Consider the following 17,004-nt stretch of genomic DNA (forward strand, 5'->3'; position numbering starts at 1 on the left):
CGCGCCTTGTGTCGAAAATCGACGCAAACGACACCCACAGCGCGCGTAAAAGCAAACGCAGAGGAAGAGGAATCAGCTTGATGCACGACGTGACGATCGTTTACTGGCGCGACATCCCGGCACAAGTCATCGTCGGCAAGGGCCGTCGCGGATCCAAGGTGCAGTTGCCAGAACGGTTTGAACAAGCGATCGACCGCGCGGCAATGAAGGTGAATGCAAAAGATGCAGACGCCTATCTGGCCGAGTGGCGCAAGGCCGCCCCCTTCCCCGTTGATGGTGACGATCCAGCCGAAGTTGCAGCAAAAGAAGCAGCCCGACTGGAAACTGAGTATGATCACGACCGGATCAAGGCGTTGATCGCAAACGACGGATGGGCCTGATCCCACCGTCTGTGAAGGAAGCGTTGATGGCACTTTTGCAGTTCAAGAAGAAGACCACGGAAACCGGGCCAAAGCCCGTGAACCCTGCGGTTGAAGCATTCCTTGACGGATATTCGATTGAGGTTATGCCGCGAACCGCTGAAAAGATTGAAGATTTCCGCGATCTGCTGCCCGCCGGCACCCGCGTCTATGTCGCCCATATCGAAGGCACGCCGATTGACGATATGGTGGCGACCGCCAAGCGACTGGCCGCCGAAGGTTTCCGCGTGATGCCGCATTTCCCAGCGCGGATCATCAAGGATGCCGCGACCCTCAATGACTGGATTTCGCGCTATCAGGGCGAAGCCGGCGTTGATCAGGCGCTACTGCTTGCCGGTGGTGTCGACAAACCACATGGCGACTTCCACAGCTCAATGCAGTTGCTTGAAACCGGGCTGTTTGACAAAGCCGGTTTCACACGCCTTCACGTCGCCGGCCACCCCGAAGGCAATAAGGACATCGACCCCGACGGTTCTGATAAAAATGTAATGGATGCAGTGCGCTGGAAACAATCCTTCAACGAACGTACCGACGCGGACATGGCGCTCGCCACGCAGTTTTGTTTTGAGGCCGCTCCGGTCATCAAATGGGCCGATGCCCTCAAAGACGCGGGCGTCGATCTGCCGATCCATATTGGCGTTGCAGGTCCGGCAAAGCTGCAAACGCTCATCAAGTTCTCAATCGCGTGCGGTGTCGGCGCGAGCCTTCGTGTCCTGCAAAAACGCGCGAAGGATGTCACCAAGCTGTTGCTGCCGTTTGAACCGGATCAGTTCATCACCGATCTGGCCGAACACAAGGCTGCACACCCCGATTTCAACATCGAACGCGTCCATTTCTTCCCGCTTGGCGGGATCAAGACCAATGCGAACTGGGCAATCGAAAACGGCGGGTCGTCCGCCCTGCCCGCCAATCAACAATAAGGCCACAGGCCCAAGCACAAGGCACCACCCATGACCCGTACCGTTGTAGAGAGCAAGACCAAGACCGCAGTCATCGGATTTGACGAACCCTTCTGTGTGATTGGTGAGCGGATCAACCCGACGGGCCGCAAGAAACTCGCGGCGGAGCTTGAGGCTGGCGATTTTTCAACCGTTGAAAAAGATGCGCTGGAACAGGTGGCGTGCGGCGCGACAATGCTCGATATCAACGCGGGTGTCGTCTATAACTCCAACCCCAATCCGAACGAAACCGAACCGCCCTTGATGCGAAAAATTGTTGATCTAGTTCAAGGGCTTGTGGACATTCCTTTATGTATCGATTCAAGTGTCCCCGGCGCGCTGGAGGCTGGGCTTGAGGCGTGCGAAGGCCGCCCGCTTCTTAACTCCGTCACGGGGGAAGAGGATCGACTGGAACTCGTCCTGCCGTTGGTGAAGAAATATAATGTTCCAGTCGTCGCGATCTCGAACGACGACACGGGCATCTCGGAAGACCCCGATGTGCGCTTTGCGGTCGCGAAGAAAATCGTTGAGCGGGCCGCCGATTTCGGCATTCCGGCGCATGACATTGTTGTTGACCCGCTCGTCATGCCTGTCGGCGCGATGGGCACGGCGGGTCGCCAGGTCTTTACCCTCGTGCGGAAACTGCGCGATGAGCTGGGCGTCAACACGACTTGCGGCGCATCCAACATCAGCTTCGGCCTGCCGAACCGTCACGGCATCAACGCGGCGTTCCTGCCGATGGCGATTGCGTCCGGCATGACCAGCGCGATCATGAACCCCGTCCGTCAGGTTGAGATGGAGGCGATCAAGGCCGCCAATTTCCTGATGAACAATGACGCCAACGGAGGCAACTGGATCCGCTTTGCCAAGGTGCTTGAAGCGACGGCAGATGGCACAAGCTTTGCCGACGCATCCCGCGCCGGGGCCGAGGCCAATCCGGCAGGACGTCGGCGCCGCCGCCGCGGCTAATCTGGCCAAAACCTAGCGAAAAGCGGACATGCCCTTTTGGGCATGTTAAGCATATATTTTGCAACACTCTCTACGGAACGGTAGCCCGACAAAATTTATTGGGATACAATTTTAGTTCGTTCCACTAGCTTCACGGCAATGAAAAAAAGTATCAGCGCGAGGTTCCGCATGAGTGTTTTTGGTAAGATTTTGCTAGGTGTTGGCGTCTGCACGCTCGCCGCTTGTAGCGGGGGTTCTTTCGAAACGAACTACGCCCCGCTTTCCTCCGATACATCCCGAAACTGGCGCGTGGCATCCGTAAGTGTGACCGTGCCAAACACCCTGACGGTGACTGAGGCGAACAGTTATGCACCCGAAGCCGACATCGTCTGGCGCGGTGAACCAGCTGGCGACCGCTATGCGCAGGTCGACGCCATTATCACCGAAGCCGCGACCGCTGGCGCATCTGGATTGCGCGGCAGCAAGCCGGTGAACCTGGTTATCGAAGTGGCTGAGTTCCACGCGCTGACGCAAAAAACCCGCTACGGTGTCGAAAACGCCGGCGTCCACAATATCGCCTTCACCGCGCAGGTCCTTGATGCCCGCACCGGCGCACCGCTGACCCCGCCCTCGCCGATCCAAGCCGACCTGGTCGCCTATTCCGGTCAGCAAGCGATTGAGGCTGAGGCCGAGGGCAACACCCAACGTGTGCGCATCGTCAAACATGTTACGAAAGTGATTGCAGGATGGCTGGGCGCAGGCCCGGATGTCCGCGGATCTTTCCTACGGCGGGGTCGTTGAGGGTCCCTGCTCGCTCCCTCCCCCTTAGCCTTGAAGGAGAGCCCTCGCGGGCTCTCCTTTTTTCATGCGGTGGCGGTTGATTACTCCATCATCGCCATGCCGATCCCGTCGGTGGTAAAGATGTAATCCTCACCGCCAGCACCGGAATGGCAAGCGATACAGCCCGCGTCGGCGCCCTTGGCGACACGTCCGGCCAATTGCATCCCGGCAGGGTTTTTGTCGAGCGTTCCGTCAGGCAGATATTTCACCCAGAACCAATCCTGATTGTCCGCGTCAAATCCTTCCTCGCGTTGGAACATCACGGTAAGTGCGCCCAAATGCGTGGCGGGATCGGCCAACACCTCGTCAATGCTGACGCCTTCGGGGCCGTAATTGCGCTTAACGATCAGCGTCCCGGTATGCCCGTCAACGGTCGCGCTTGAATAGAAGGTTTCAAGCATCATGCCGTGCGGCTCCACCCCCTCGTAAGGGAACGATTGGATCGCGCCTTCACCGACCAATTTGTTTTCCGTCATGACCTGCCAAAGAAGTGCGGCGTATTCGGCGTCGGCCTCGGTGCCAAACGGCGCATCCTGCGCGGCGGCCGGGCTTGCGGTCGTAAGTGCCAACGCAACAGCACCTGCAATATACAATCTTTTCATTGTCCATCTCCCTTTTCGTTGCTGTGTCTGTGGCTACATGCGGCCAGAGTAGTCGAATTTCCGCGCACGCCGTTTCAACTCTCAATCACCATGAGGTGACACGATGGCATCCAAGATGATTGGACAGACAGCGCAGACCGCGTGACACTCTGAATCACCCAATCCCGGAGGAATCCTTCTTGCGCACCTGCCTTGCCTTCATCGCGACGCTCGTCCTGCCCGCCTCGGCGTTCGCTGAGGGTGTTTGCGTGACCAACGGGTCGGAACACGATTATCTCTTCGCCGCCGAGGCAACCGGCGCCGACCGGATCACCGCCCCGCTTGCCCCCGGCGAAATCCTGTGCGCGGACGGTGAAGACGGCGGCGTGGTCAGTGTTTTTGAATCCGCAGACGTGCTCGAAGGATGCTCCCGTCTTGTTGCGCCGGGCGAGGCCGACACGCTGTTCGCCTACGCCGAATTCGACCGTTGCGCTTGGGCCTCAAATACCAACTGATCCGCCCCCTGCCCCAATCTGCCGGAGATCGACCGCTAAGCGACGCCTTCCGCCATTGCAACCGCCGTGCTGGCCTATAGAAACGGGGCAGCAGAAGGAAAGGTGCGCGCATGGCTGATTCCGATCCCCTCGTGGTCTTCACCCCGTCCGGCAAACGTGGGCGGTTTCCTGTTGGCACACCCATCCTGACCGCCGCGCGTCAGCTTGGCGTTGATCTGGACAGCGTATGCGGCGGGCGCGGAATCTGTTCGAAATGCCAGATCACTCCGTCTTATGGCGAGTTTTCGAAACATGGTGTCACAGTCGCCGACGACGCCCTCACCGAATGGAACGCGGTTGAGCAGCGCTACGAAGACAAGCGCGGCCTGAAGAAAGGTCGCCGCCTCGGCTGTCAGGCCGCCGTGCAAAGCGACGTGGTGATCGATGTGCCCGCCGAAAGCCAGGTGCACAAACAGGTCGTCCGCAAACGGGCAGAGGCGCGGGATATCGTCATGAACGCCTCCACCCGGCTTTATTACGTCGAGGTGGCCGAGCCGGACATGCACGACCCCTCTGGCGATCTTGAACGCTTGGTCAATGCCCTTGAAAAACAATGGCAGATCGAAGGTGTCCGTGCAGACCTCCACGTGCTGCAGACAATGCAGCCGATCCTGCGCAAGGGCGAATGGAAAGTCACCGTCGCCGTCCACCTCGGCGACGCGGTCACGCCGCCCCGCATCATGCACGTCTGGCCCGGCTTTTTTGAAGGGCCGCTATACGGCCTCGCCGTCGATCTCGGCTCCACCACCATCGCGGCGCATCTCTGCTCTCTCGACACGGGCGAAGTCATCGCGTCCTCCGGCATCATGAACCCGCAGATCCGTTTTGGCGAAGACCTGATGAGCCGCGTCAGCTATTCCATGATGAACCCCGGCGGCGCTGCCGAAATGACCGCCGCCGTGCGCGAAGGGATGAACGCGCTGTTCGACCAGATCGCGGAGGAGGCCGGGATCGACAAGGCGATGATCGTCGACGCGGTGTTTGTCTGCAATCCGGTCATGCACCACCTTTTCCTAGGCATCGACCCGTTTGAACTGGGCCAAGCACCATTCGCGCTCACCACCTCGGACGCGCTACACCTGCGCGCGGCGGAGCTTGATTTGACAATCCACCCAGCCGCCCGCGCCTACATCCTGCCCTGCATCGCGGGCCATGTGGGTGCGGACGCCGCCGCCGTTGCCCTGTCCGAAGCGCCTGATGAATCCGAAGACCTCGTGCTCGTCGTCGATGTTGGCACCAACGCGGAAATCCTATTGGGGAATACCGAAAAGGTGCTTGCCTGCTCCTCCCCCACTGGCCCAGCCTTTGAGGGTGCGCAAATCAGCTCCGGCCAACGCGCCGCGCCGGGGGCGATTGAGAGGGTTGAGATTGACCCGGTCACCAAAGCGCCCCGCTTCAAGGTCATCGGCTCTGACCTCTGGTCAGACGATCCAGCCTTCGCCAATGAAATCGCCACGACCGGGATCACCGGCATCTGCGGCTCCGGCATCATCGAAATGGTCGCCGAAATGCGCATCGCGGGCATCGTCGACGGCCCCGGCCTGATCGGCAGCCCGGAACAGACCGGATCAGACCGCTGCTTCCTCGACGGCCGCACCTATTCCTATCTCGTCTGGGATGGCAGCGAGGATGGCGGCCCGAAAATCACCGTCACCAACCGCGACATCCGCGAAATCCAGATGGCGAAGGCCGCGCTCTACTCCGGTGCGCGCCTGCTTATGGACAAGTTCGGCGTGGACACCGTTGAACGCATCGTTCTTGCGGGAGCCTTCGGCGCGCATATCAGCCCGAAACACGCGATGGTGCTTGGTATGATCCCCGACTGCCCGCTTGAAAAAGTCACAAGCGCCGGCAATGCCGCCGGCACCGGCGCGCGCATCGCCCTGCTGAACACGGAATCCCGCACCCAGATCGAAGAGACCGTCCGCAAAATCCACAAGATCGAAACCGCGATAGAGCCGCGCTTTCAGGAACACTTCGTCAACGCCAGCAACATCCCGAATTCGGTCGAGCCGTTCCCCATCCTCGGCACAGTCGTCACCCTGCCCGACGTGAACTTCAACGCCGGAGATGGCGGGGACGGAGAAGAAGGCGGTCGGAGGAGACGGCGGCGGCGGGGGTGAGATTGGGGCTGGTTGGTTGGGTGTCTTGCCCGACCGCACCGCCCACTAAAACAATCAGCAGACTATTGCATGGCTTTAATAATATCTGCACCTAAAGAGCGCGTGTTCTTCATGTTTCCAGCGTTGTTGAGAATGTCGACACCAACATCTTTCGCTATCTCCCGAAGGATAGGCTTAGCCACGTCCTCAACACGTCCATCGGTCTCAATCATAATTGTTCCATTCTCATACTGCACAATCCGATATTCGCCGTAATTGGCACTTCCGGTTTCTTCGAGTTTCTGCAGCTCTTCAATAGAAAGACGGCGACGACCGGGATTATTCGATTCGGCTCCACCTTCCGAGTCCGGTCCATTGATATAGACGTTATAGTTTCCGCCGCTGTTGACACCGCGCTCGCGGATATCCTTAGCCGAGCAGTCCAAAAACTCTTCAATCGAAACTTCGTCGTCCTCCACCACCAGACGGAGGATCATTATTCGGTCGACTAAATCGAAAGTGCTGGCACGAAAACTGACATGATTTGAGCTAGTTACGGTCTTGACCGAAATACGCTCGCCTTCCAGCGAGACAACATCGTAACCCCGTTGATTGGTTGCAAGAGCCATCTGCCCACGGGTAACCATTGCGGCGTATAGCTCGCCGATCCTTCCGGTCAGGTGATTGAGCTCGCCCGGAGAGACACCCCATCCGACTTCTTTTTCGAACCACTCGAGAGCCTGTCCTAGCGAACGAATTATCTGAGTTTGGGAGAGGTTTTGCGACATATCAGTCTCATCAATTTAGCGGGTTCTTAAGCTGTAATGCCAAACGAATAACAAGATGCCAAGCGCCAGTGTCCCTCACAAAATCAATTATATAAAACCACCCCCCCCCTGAAACTTTCCCCGCTCCTCTCCCGTGTCTCCTCTCACAACGGCGGACAACCCGCCCAGTGTCAGGGGGAACTCATGCCAACATCGACCGAGGCCATCCTTATCGCCGCCGCGATCCTTGTCCTTCTGACACACTGACACGCACCAGATGCGTAACGAGTGACTGAGTAAGGCGGGCCGCCCTCTCCCGTGGGCGGCCCGTTTCACGTTTCAATCTTGACGCGCCACGCGGCTTCGCCTACCTCAACGCTCACGCGGGTGTAGCTCAATGGTAGAGCAGCAGCTTCCCAAGCTGACGACGAGGGTTCGATTCCCTTCACCCGCTCCACCTCCCCCGGCTTCATCTTGCTCCAAATACTCCCGCCCATTGCCCGTCAGGTGGGTTTCCCACCGAGAGGGGGAGGCTCCTCTGCGCACAACGGACGCATCCGGCCGACGCAGCACGCCATTGCAGCCGCGCGCACCATTGCCTAAACCGATCCCATGACGCTGCCCTATCACACGCCCCTGCCCGCCGATATCCTCGCCGCCCACGGCGTGCCGGATGACTGGACCTTCGGCCTCGCCAATCGAGTGCAGTTCTATGAACTCGACGCGCTGAACCATGTGAACAACGCGGTCTACCTGCGCTGGTTCGAGAGTTTTCGCCTGCCTTACCTCAACGCCTATGGTGTATCGGATTACGGACCGACCGCGCCGCGGCTGGTGCTCCGGTCCGTTTCGGCGCGGTTTCACCGCGAGATGGGGCTTGGGCAGGACTACATCATCACCGGGCGCACGACGCGGTTTCGCAATACGAGCTTCACGATGGAATACGCCTGCTGGTCCGATGGGCTGTGCGCGACGGGTGACGCGGTGATTGTTTTGATGACGCAGGACGGCGCTGACCGGGTTCCGCTGACGGATGCGCAAAAGCAAACCTTCAAGGATCGAGACGGGGCAACGCAAGAATAGGTCTTAGCCAACCGGCCCGTTTTCGTGGATGAAATCGACCAGCATCCGGGTTGACCCATCCTTGCCCCCAGCACTCTCCTTTCCCGACACGATCGGTTCAAGCGCGACGGCAAGTTCCTTGCCAAGCTCGACGCCCCATTGGTCGAAGGAATTGATGCCAAGGATCACCCCTTCGACGAACACGCGATGCTCATAAAGCGCGATGATCTGGCCGAGCACATGCGGCGTCAACTTCGGGTAAATCAGCGTGGTCGAAGGTCGATTGCCGGGGAACACCCGATGCCGCGACTGTCGTTCAAGCTCTGCGCCCTCCAGCTCCTTCTCCGCCATTCGTGCGCGAGCCGTGTCAAGATCACGGCCCCGCATCAGCGCTTCGGATTGGGCGAGGCAGTTTGACATCAACAAGCGATGCTGGTGTTGCAACTCAGGCTCATGCCCCTCCGCGGCAACGAGGAATTCGCACGGGATGATCCGTGTGCCCTGATGGATCAACTGATAAAACGCATGCTGCCCGTTGGTGCCGGGCTCTCCCCAAACGACGGGGCCGGAATGCTGCGCGAGCGCGCCACCATCCATCGCCACGCGCTTGCCGTTTGACTCCATCTCAAGCTGTTGCAGATAGGCGGGCAACCGGGACAGCCGCTGGTCATAGGGCAACACCGCGCGGGTCGCGTAGCCAAGCACCTGATTGTGCCAGATCCCGACCAGCGCCAGGATGACAGGCATGTTGCCGGCTAGAGGCGCATCGCGGAAATGCGTGTCCATCGCCTGCCCGCCCCGCAGAAACGCCCGGAAATCATCGGCCCCTACGGCGAGCATCAGCGACAGGCCAATCGGCCCCCACATCGAATAACGCCCGCCGACCCAATCCTCGAACCCGAAGACGCGGGTGCTGTCGATGCCGAACGCGGCAGTCTTGTCCTCTGCCGTCGAAACGGCGGCGAATTGCGCGCCTGGGTCGGTCACGTCTTTCGCCATCCAGTCCCGCGCGGTTTCCGCGTTGGTCATGGTTTCGATGGTGGTAAATGTCTTCGATGCCACGATCACCAGCGTCGTCGTAGGGTTCAGCCCCCGCAACGTGTCATGGATATGCGCGCCATCGACGTTTGATACGAAATGGCAGCGCGGCCCGTCGTGATAAGGCGCGAGCGCGAGCGTCGCCATCGCCGGGCCAAGGTCGGACCCGCCAATCCCGATATTCACTACATCGGTGAATGGCCCGCCCTGCCCCTTGATGACACCGGAGCGCACGCCCTCGGCAAATTCCGCCATCCGGTCGAGCGTTGCGCGCACCTCCGGCATGACATCGTCGCCGCCAACCTTAACCGAACCGCCATCAAGGTTGCGCAGGGCGGTATGCAGCACGGCACGGCCTTCGGTTTCGTTGATCTTTGCGCCCGTAGACATCGCGTCGCGTTTGGCGGCGACATCTGCAATCTCAGCCAGCGCAATCAGCGCCTTCAGACTCTCCGCGTCGATATTCGTCTTGGAATAGTCAAACAGCATTCCATCGGCACGGACGGAGAACGCCCCTGCCCGGTCCGCGTCGAACAGATCCTCAATGCGCCGATCCCCGACCGCGCCGGCAAGGTCTTTCAGGTCGCTCCAGCCCATATTCACTCCGCCCAATGCACGGTTGCGTCGCCGAGGATCGCGCTGATCGGCGCCTCCATCGGGTCGTGGATATTGCGGGCGCGTTCCAGCACCTCGCGTTTTTCAGCGCCGGTGATCAGAACATGCGTGGTGATCGCGCCTTTCAACACCGGCGCGGTCAGGGTCACGCGCGGCTCATCCGCGCCGTCGGCTCGCATCGGCAGAAGCACCGGGGCGTGTGTGTCAAATGCCTCCTCCAGCCGATCCGCGCCGGGAAACAGTGACGCCGTGTGCATATCCGTGCCCATCCCGAGCAACAACAGATTCAGCGGCAGGATCGGCCCGATTTTCTGGCGCAGGGTCGGCATCGCTTCTTCTGGCGTTTCGGTGTCTGCATAAAGCGGGATCAGGGTCGCCGCCGCGGCCCGCCCGGTCAAAAGCCGTTCGCGCAGCAGGCGGGTGTTTGATCGCTCCGAGCTTTCAGGCACCCAGCGTTCGTCGGTCAAAAGCACATCGACCCGATCCCACGGCAAGTCGGCTGCGCACAGATCATCGAATAGCGGCCCCGGAGTCGTTCCTCCGGGCACCGCGAAACTAACCCGGTCATTGCTTCGCAGCGCTGAATTCAACTCTCCGGCAAGGGTGTTTGCCAGATCGATCATCATCATATCGGCGTCTGGATATTCGATGAGGTTCATTTACTTGATCTCCCGCCAGCGGCGCCCGTCCTTGTGAAGCAGCATCAGCGCGTCTTCAGGGCCAGAGCTACCCGCATCGTATGGTTTCGGCTTGTCGCCGCGTTCTTCCCATGCGGCGATGATCGGATCGGTCCAGGCCCATGCAGCCTCAACCTCATCACCGCGCATGAATAGGGTTTGGTTGCCCCGGATCACGTCCATGATCAACCGTTCATATGCGTCCGGGATGTCGGCCCCTTCTTCACCCAGCGCCTCTGCGAATGACATATCCAGCGGCACTTCGATCAAACGCATTCCGCCCGGGCCGGGTTCCTTGATCGTGACGCGCAGGTTCATACCCTCATCCGGTTGCAGGCGGATCACCAACACGTTGCCGCGCCGCCCCTCTTGCGGGCCGAAAATCGAATGCGGCGGATCCTTGAACACCACCGCGATTTCAGACGCACGTGCGCGGAGCTTCTTACCGGTCCGCAGGTAGATCGGCGTGCCCTTCCAGCGCCAGTTCGACACATGCACCCGCATTGCGATGAAGCTTTCGGTCGTGCTTTTCGGATTTTCGGAGTCTTCGATATAGGACGGCGATCCGTCATCCGCGCGATACTGGCCACGCACGATCTCGTCCCGCTCAACAGGGTCAAGCGCGCGGATCACCTTCAGTTTTTCATCGCGAACCGCATCGGGGTCGAAATGGCTGGGCGGTTCCATCGCGATGAGGCAGAGAAGCTGCATCAGGTGGTTCTGGATCATATCCCGCATCGCGCCGGACTTATCGTAGTAACCGCCGCGCCCACCGACACCGACAGTTTCGGCCACCGTGATCTGTATGTGATCGACGTATTGCGCGTTCCACAGCGGTTCGAAAAGAATGTTGCCAAAGCGAACCGCCATCAAGTTCTGTACGGTTTCCTTGCCGAGGTAATGGTCAATCCGATAAATCTGATGCTCGTCAAAGGAACTCGCCAAAACCTTGTTGAGCGCCCTGGCACTTTCCAGATCGCGCCCGAAGGGTTTTTCGACCACGATCCGGCTGTCGTCATCGGCAATCTTGTGGTCGTGCAACCGTTCTGCCAACGGCCCAAACAGCCGGGGCCCGACCGAGAAATAAAACGCCCGGATCACATCAGGCCGCATCAGCGCGGCCAGGTCTTTCCAACCGGCATCGCCCATTGCGTCGATCGGCGTGTAATGCGCCTGCGCCACGAAATCCTCGATCGTCGTCGCGTCCCGCTTGCTTGCTGGCACGAATTCATTCAGCGCGTCGGTGATAAGCTTGCGGTAGCCCGCATCGTCCATCTCGCCCCGCGCGGCACCGATGATCCGCGCTTTTTCCGGCATCTGTCCGGCTAGAAAGCGACGATACAGCCCAGGAATAATTTTGCGGCGGGCCAAATCCCCTGTTCCGCCAAAAATCACAAGATCGAAATCGTCGACGGGAATAACGCGAGAGACCATGCTTCACCTGTTGTTAGCGCTAACGGATGCGTCTTACCCGCTCCGCCAGCCAGAGTCTAGCACGCAGAATTTCCATCACAATGGCGTCAAACCCCCATCTGGGGGTTTTATTGCCGAACCCTGCCAGTTAGCACAGAAGGTGAAGGCGAATAGAAGGCAGGTTATGAAGGATCAGATCGAAGGCAGTGCCAATCAGGGCAAATTTGTCGACCCCGCAGTTACGGCTGACGGATCTGACCGTGCGACGGTCGCACTGACCGAGCCCCAGACGCTTTGGTTCAACACCGGAACGCTGTGCAATATCGAATGCGTGAACTGCTATATCCTCAGCTCCCCCACCAATGACGCGCTGGTTTACATAACCGCGGATGAGGTGAGCGACTACCTAGACCAACTTGACACCCGCGCTTGGGGAGTCCGAGAAATCGGCTTCACCGGTGGGGAGCCTTACATGAACCCGGAAATGAACAAGATGACCCGCCGCTGCCTTGAACGCGGGTATGAGGTTCTGATCCTCACCAACGCGATGCGCCCGATGATGCGCAAGACCGTGCGCGAGGGTATCGCGCGACTGGTGAAGGAATTTGGCGACCGCATCACCTTCCGCGTCTCGCTCGACCACTGGTCCGAACAGCACCACGATGAAATGCGCGGCGCGGGTAGCTATGCAAAAACGGTCGAGGGGATGGAATGGCTCCGCTCCATCGGTGCGCGGATGGCCGTTGCCGGGCGGATGCTGTGGGGCGAGACCGAGCCAGAAGAACGCGCAGGTTACGCCGAGTTCTTCGCCCAACACGGCTTTGATATCGATGCCGAAAATCCGGGCATGACCGTGTTGTTTCCCGAAATGGACGCCTCCGTCGAAGTGCCGGAAATAACCACCGCTTGCTGGGGTATCCTGAACAAATCCCCGGCCGATGTAATGTGTTCGTCATCCCGGATGGTGGTGAAGCGCAAAGGCGCTGCGAAACCTGCGGTCCTCGCCTGCACTCTTCTGCCCTATTCGCCGGAATTTGAGTTGGGAGAAACCTTGGAAGAGGCCGAACGTGACGTCGCCCTCAACCACCCGCATTGCGCGAAGTTCTGCGTTCTGGGTGGGGCGAGTTGTTCGGCTTAGGCAAGCGGCGCGTTACGCATCCAGTTCAGCATCCCAGTAAAGGAAATCCATCCAGCTTTCGTGCAGGAAGTTAGGCGGAAACTTCCGCCCCATATTCTGCAATTCCTGCACCGCCGGGGCGCGTGGCGGCTTGCGCAAGGACATGTTCGCCTGCCGCAATGACTTCGACCCCTTGCGAAGATTGCACGGCGCACAGGCGGCCACGACGTTCTCCCAACTGGTGATCCCACCCGCCGCGCGCGGCACGACATGGTCAAAGGTCAGATCCCCCTTCGCCCCACAGTACTGGCAGCGGAATTCATCCCGCAGAAACAGGTTGAACCGGGTGAACGCGATGCGCTTCTGCGGTTTTACGTATTCCTTAAGGACAACAACCGACGGGATGCGAATTTCAACCGACGGGCTGCGCACCACTTGTTCGTATTCCGCAACAATATCAACACGTTCAAGAAAGGCAGCCTTGACCGCGTCCTGCCAGGGCCACAGCGACAGGGGATAGTAAGACAAGGGCCGGTAATCGGCGTTCAGAACCAGCGCGGGGTTGTGCCTCAACCGCGTCGGCTCATGGGTGAAATGTGTCCTGAAATCGCCGTCCATCTAACTGACTCCGTCCTCGCCCTGTGAGGTCTTTTGACCTTGCGAGGGCGGGACGTCCCGCCCCAGCTTGTGGATAACTATATATGGCGTTCGCATTCTGGCAAGCCCCATGATGTGCGACGCTGCTGAACCTGTGTTATCCTGTGACTGCAACACAACCATGACGCCGACCCGACCGGAGATTCCATGCCGCCACCGCCGCTCCGTTCCATCCTCGAAGCGACACTCTACGCCGACGATCTGGACGCAGCCGAAGAATTCTATGAGAACAAGCTGGGGCTTGAAAAGATTATCCGCGTCCGCGACCGTCACGTGTTCTTTCGCGTCGGACCCGTGATCCTGCTGATCTTCAATCCGTATGAGACTGAGAAGCCGACCGATAATCCAAACCTTCCGGTGCCGCCGCATGGTGCGCGGGGGCCGGGGCATTTATGCTTCTCTGTGTCGACGGCGGAGATCGACGCTTGGCGCGCGAAGTTAGTCGCGGAAGGTATTGAAATCGAATCGGAATTCGCGTGGCCAAACGGCGCGCGATCACTCTATTTCCGCGACCCCGCGGGCAATTCCGTCGAAATAGCAAATCCGGTGCTATGGGCGGATTAGCCCTCAATCCCAAGCTTCTGATGCATGAATGACAGCGCCACACCCAACCCATCCGGCGCGATTCCGTGCCCGGTGCCCTGCATGACGTGGCTGTAAACCTCAAAACCAGCTTCCAGTAGGGCGTTGCCTGCTTCGTTCAGGCTTTGCGGTGGGACCACATCATCCTGATCGCCATGCACTAGCAGGACCGGAGGCTTGGAAACAGCCTCCGCTGCCAGCAGTTGCGGTTCGATCAAACGACCAGAAAAGCCGACAACCCCGGCGACCTGCTCCGCCCGGCGCGGCGCGACGTGAAGGCTCATCATCGTGCCTTGAGAGAACCCGAAAAGCACCATTTTTTCGGTGCTTACGCCCTCTTCTTCCAGCACGGCGTCAAGATATGCGTTCAAATCGTCGACCGCTGCGGCCATCCCTTCGGCGGCTGCTTCCTCGGACGATCCGTCAAGCCAAGGGATCGGAAACCACTGATACCCCATCGGGTTCGCGGCACTCCGCTCTGGCGCGTTGGGGGCCAGGAAGACCGTATCCGGCATGTGCTGCGATAAGGGATCAGCCAACCCAAGCAGGTCCGCTCCATCCGCGCCATAGCCATGCAGGAACACCACAACGCTTTTCGTTGTACCGGACGCCGCCGCCCGCCGGGCGCTTTCCAGTTTGCGAGTCATCTGATCCCTTCCCGTTGTTTTTCGACCCTGTAGTAGGCCCATAGCAACCGCGCCGCAACCGATCGCCAGGGGGACCACGCTTCGGCCATTTCGCGGAACGCGCGTTCGCTTGGTCGAGCGTCGAGGTTGAACAAGATCCGCGCGGATTCCTGTAAAGCAAGGTCACCCGGCGCAAACACATCCGCCCGCCCCAGCGCGAGCATCGCATAAATCTCTGCCGTCCAGCGCCCGATACCGGGAATCGCGACGAGTGTTTCGATAACCTCATCCGTGGGGGTGTTTCGCAGGGCTTTGTAGTCAATCCGCGCCTCTGCCAGCGCGCGGGCATAGCGGACCTTTGGCCGCGACAGGCCACAGGCGCGTAAATCCTCATCCGTCGCCCACAACACCTTGCGCGGCCCGGTCATCTTTGCCGCCCGCAACCGCGCCCAGATCGCCGCAGCGGCAGAGACCGAAATCTGTTGGCTGACGATTGCATCAAGCAACGCCTCAAACCCATCTTTTTTGAGGCGAAGCGGCAGCGGCCCCGTCTGTTCCAGCGCATCCGCAAAGCGGGGCTCTTGCCCTGCCAGCACGGCCGCACCTTCAGCAACACAAGCTGGCCCTTCGATCACGCGCCCGATCACCGAAAGCACACGCCTTGGACGCATAAAGACGGAGAAACTCCGGCCTTCACATCCACTAACAGAGGGTCATCAAATCGGTTCATCCGGCGAACTATACGCGCCCCGGCACGGTCAGCAATAGCTTCCGCGCGGGAATGCCACCGGCCACACTTCCCCTTTCCAGCAAAACCGGATACGAGCGTTTCATGTCCGACCTTGCCGCCCCCACGACCGCCGCAGAAACCGACCGTCGCGCCCGACGGAACGTGACCGTCTTGGTGTTTGTGCAGGCGATTTTAGGCTCACAAATGCCAATCCTGTTCACGATTGCCGGGCTGGCTGGACAGGGGCTCGCATCAAATATCTGCTTCGCGACACTACCGATCTCGCTGATCGTGCTCGGCTCAATGCTCGCGGCGCAGCCGCTTTCGGCGTTGATGCAGAAATATGGGCGGACGCTCGGATTCTTTATCGGCTCCTTCGCTGGAGCGATCGGAGCTGCGATTGCTGCACTTGGCCTTTACCAATCCTCGTTCACGCTATTCCTTGTCGGATCATTTGTGACCGGTATCTATATGTCCGCGCAGGGTTTTTACAGATTTGCGGCTGCTGACACGGCGTCCGACGCGTTCCGGCCCAAGGCGATCTCCTACGTCATGGCCGGTGGCCTCGCCGCCGCAGTGATCGGCCCGCAGCTTGTGAAGGTCACGGATGATGTGTTCCCAGTCGTGTTTCTGGGCAGCTACGTCGCGGTGATTGTGCTGAACATCATCGGATCGGCGCTGTTCCTGCTGCTCGACATCCCGAAACCGCCTGCACCTACGATGGACTCCCCTAAGGGACGGTCGCGGCTAGAACTGTTGCGCACCCCTCGCATCGCTGTCGCGATCATCTGCGGAATGGTGTCTTACGCGCTGATGAACCTCGTCATGACGTCGACGCCCCTCGCGGTGGTTGGATGCGGATTTGAAAAGGACGTGGCCGCCGATGTCGTGACCGGTCATGTCCTCGCGATGTTTGCGCCGTCTTTCTTCACCGGCCACCTGATCGCCCGTTTCGGGGTAGAGCGGATTGTGGCGCTAGGCTTGATTATCCTTGCTGCGGCGGGGGCCGTAGCCCTTGCGGGGGTGGAGGTTGAAAACTTCTTCATCGCGCTGATCCTGCTGGGGTTCGGCTGGAACTTCGGCTTTATCGGCGCAACGTCGATGCTTGCCGGGGCGCACGCGCCGGAGGAACGCGGACGGGTGCAAGGCATGAACGACATGATCGTGTTCGGCTGCGTGACGATTGCCTCGCTCGCCTCCGGTGGATTGATGAATTGTTCCGGCGGAACTGCGGCGGAAGGGTGGAATGCGGTGAACCTAGCGATGGCCCCGTTCCTGATGCTGGCAGGCGGCGCGTTGATCTGGTTGATGCTGCGCCGCCCGGAGGAGGCTTAGGCG

At 59.7% G+C, this 17,004-nt stretch carries 18 protein-coding genes and 1 tRNA gene; 11 read left to right on the forward strand and 8 right to left on the reverse strand.

The window, feature by feature from the left end; all coding sequences use genetic code 11:
• The first annotated feature begins 80 nt into the window (after nt 1-80).
• The 4 genes from ACEWPJ_RS08360 to ACEWPJ_RS08375 all read left to right on the forward strand — a co-directional run bounded on the left by ACEWPJ_RS08360 (nt 81) and on the right by ACEWPJ_RS08375 (nt 3,106).
• Complete coding sequence (locus ACEWPJ_RS08360; protein ID WP_416512370.1) at nt 81-380, forward strand: virulence factor; 300 nt, start codon at nt 81-83, stop codon at nt 378-380.
• Between the two features lie 26 nt (nt 381-406).
• Entirely contained in the window at nt 407-1,339 is a 933-nt protein-coding gene (locus ACEWPJ_RS08365; RefSeq protein ID WP_416512372.1) for a methylenetetrahydrofolate reductase, read from the forward strand.
• A gap of 30 nt (nt 1,340-1,369) precedes the next feature.
• On the forward strand, nt 1,370-2,326 hold the full coding sequence (locus ACEWPJ_RS08370) for a methyltetrahydrofolate cobalamin methyltransferase (RefSeq protein WP_416512374.1): 957 nt from the start codon (nt 1,370-1,372) through the stop codon (nt 2,324-2,326).
• Between the two features lie 168 nt (nt 2,327-2,494).
• Nucleotides 2,495-3,106, forward strand: coding sequence for a DUF6778 family protein (locus ACEWPJ_RS08375; protein WP_416512375.1), 612 nt, complete (start codon nt 2,495-2,497; stop codon nt 3,104-3,106).
• Between the two features lie 80 nt (nt 3,107-3,186).
• On the opposite strand, the gene ACEWPJ_RS08380 is transcribed toward ACEWPJ_RS08375, so the two are convergent.
• Nucleotides 3,187-3,747, reverse strand: coding sequence for a cytochrome P460 family protein (locus tag ACEWPJ_RS08380; RefSeq protein ID WP_416512377.1), 561 nt, complete (start codon nt 3,745-3,747; stop codon nt 3,187-3,189).
• 179 nt (nt 3,748-3,926) lie between these two features.
• On the opposite strand from ACEWPJ_RS08380, the gene ACEWPJ_RS08385 reads away from it, so the two are divergent.
• Both ACEWPJ_RS08385 and ACEWPJ_RS08390 read left to right on the forward strand, forming a co-directional pair.
• Complete coding sequence (locus ACEWPJ_RS08385; RefSeq protein WP_416512378.1) at nt 3,927-4,241, forward strand: hypothetical protein; 315 nt, start codon at nt 3,927-3,929, stop codon at nt 4,239-4,241.
• A 110-nt stretch (nt 4,242-4,351) separates the two neighbouring features.
• On the forward strand, nt 4,352-6,403 hold the full coding sequence (locus tag ACEWPJ_RS08390; protein WP_416512379.1) for an ASKHA domain-containing protein: 2,052 nt from the start codon (nt 4,352-4,354) through the stop codon (nt 6,401-6,403).
• A gap of 62 nt (nt 6,404-6,465) precedes the next feature.
• Here the strand turns inward: ACEWPJ_RS08390 and ACEWPJ_RS08395 are convergent, their stop codons facing one another.
• Nucleotides 6,466-7,170, reverse strand: a complete 705-nt coding sequence (locus tag ACEWPJ_RS08395) for a DUF6998 domain-containing protein (protein ID WP_416512380.1) — start codon at nt 7,168-7,170, stop codon at nt 6,466-6,468.
• A gap of 362 nt (nt 7,171-7,532) precedes the next feature.
• On the opposite strand from ACEWPJ_RS08395, the gene ACEWPJ_RS08400 reads away from it, so the two are divergent.
• Both ACEWPJ_RS08400 and ACEWPJ_RS08405 read left to right on the forward strand, forming a co-directional pair.
• Nucleotides 7,533-7,606 (forward strand) — tRNA-Gly (locus ACEWPJ_RS08400).
• 155 nt (nt 7,607-7,761) lie between these two features.
• Nucleotides 7,762-8,232, forward strand: coding sequence for an acyl-CoA thioesterase (locus ACEWPJ_RS08405; RefSeq protein ID WP_416512382.1), 471 nt, complete (start codon nt 7,762-7,764; stop codon nt 8,230-8,232).
• Nucleotides 8,233-8,235: 3 nt separating this feature from the next.
• On the opposite strand, the gene pgi is transcribed toward ACEWPJ_RS08405, so the two are convergent.
• From pgi to zwf, 3 genes are read right to left on the reverse strand one after another with little or no spacing between them, the layout of a single operon-like run.
• A complete protein-coding gene (gene pgi / locus ACEWPJ_RS08410; protein WP_416512384.1) occupies nt 8,236-9,846 on the reverse strand; it encodes a glucose-6-phosphate isomerase in 1,611 nt (536 codons plus the stop codon).
• 2 nt (nt 9,847-9,848) lie between these two features.
• Complete coding sequence (gene pgl / locus ACEWPJ_RS08415; protein WP_416512386.1) at nt 9,849-10,523, reverse strand: 6-phosphogluconolactonase; 675 nt, start codon at nt 10,521-10,523, stop codon at nt 9,849-9,851.
• The gene (zwf, locus tag ACEWPJ_RS08420) at nt 10,524-11,975 is read right to left on the reverse strand and encodes a glucose-6-phosphate dehydrogenase (RefSeq protein ID WP_416512387.1); all 1,452 of its coding nucleotides are present in this window, start codon (nt 11,973-11,975) and stop codon (nt 10,524-10,526) included.
• Nucleotides 11,976-12,138: 163 nt separating this feature from the next.
• Here zwf and ACEWPJ_RS08425 point away from each other — a divergent pair, with 163 nt between their 5' ends.
• Entirely contained in the window at nt 12,139-13,092 is a 954-nt protein-coding gene (locus ACEWPJ_RS08425) for a radical SAM protein (RefSeq protein ID WP_416512388.1), read from the forward strand.
• A 12-nt stretch (nt 13,093-13,104) separates the two neighbouring features.
• On the opposite strand, the gene ACEWPJ_RS08430 is transcribed toward ACEWPJ_RS08425, so the two are convergent.
• Nucleotides 13,105-13,689, reverse strand: a complete 585-nt coding sequence (locus tag ACEWPJ_RS08430; RefSeq protein WP_416512390.1) for an HNH endonuclease — start codon at nt 13,687-13,689, stop codon at nt 13,105-13,107.
• Between the two features lie 186 nt (nt 13,690-13,875).
• On the opposite strand from ACEWPJ_RS08430, the gene ACEWPJ_RS08435 reads away from it, so the two are divergent.
• A complete protein-coding gene (locus ACEWPJ_RS08435; protein WP_416512391.1) occupies nt 13,876-14,292 on the forward strand; it encodes a VOC family protein in 417 nt (138 codons plus the stop codon).
• Here ACEWPJ_RS08435 and ACEWPJ_RS08440 read toward each other — a convergent pair.
• The gene (locus tag ACEWPJ_RS08440) at nt 14,289-14,957 is read right to left on the reverse strand and encodes an alpha/beta hydrolase (protein WP_416512392.1); all 669 of its coding nucleotides are present in this window, start codon (nt 14,955-14,957) and stop codon (nt 14,289-14,291) included. The genes ACEWPJ_RS08435 and ACEWPJ_RS08440 overlap by 4 nt on opposite strands.
• A complete protein-coding gene (locus tag ACEWPJ_RS08445) occupies nt 14,954-15,607 on the reverse strand; it encodes a DNA-3-methyladenine glycosylase family protein (RefSeq protein ID WP_416512394.1) in 654 nt (217 codons plus the stop codon). The genes ACEWPJ_RS08440 and ACEWPJ_RS08445 overlap by 4 nt, the downstream gene beginning before the upstream one ends.
• A 161-nt stretch (nt 15,608-15,768) precedes the next feature.
• On the opposite strand from ACEWPJ_RS08445, the gene ACEWPJ_RS08450 reads away from it, so the two are divergent.
• Nucleotides 15,769-17,001 carry an MFS transporter gene (locus ACEWPJ_RS08450; RefSeq protein ID WP_416512396.1) on the forward strand — a complete coding sequence of 411 codons (1,233 nt, stop codon included), beginning with the start codon at nt 15,769-15,771 and terminating at the stop codon, nt 16,999-17,001.
• The last annotated feature ends 3 nt before the right edge of the window (nt 17,002-17,004 follow it).

This window comes from Aliiroseovarius sp. YM-037 (assembly GCF_048060095.1).
In the GTDB taxonomy this organism is placed as follows: Bacteria; Pseudomonadota; Alphaproteobacteria; order Rhodobacterales; family Rhodobacteraceae; genus JBLUOA01.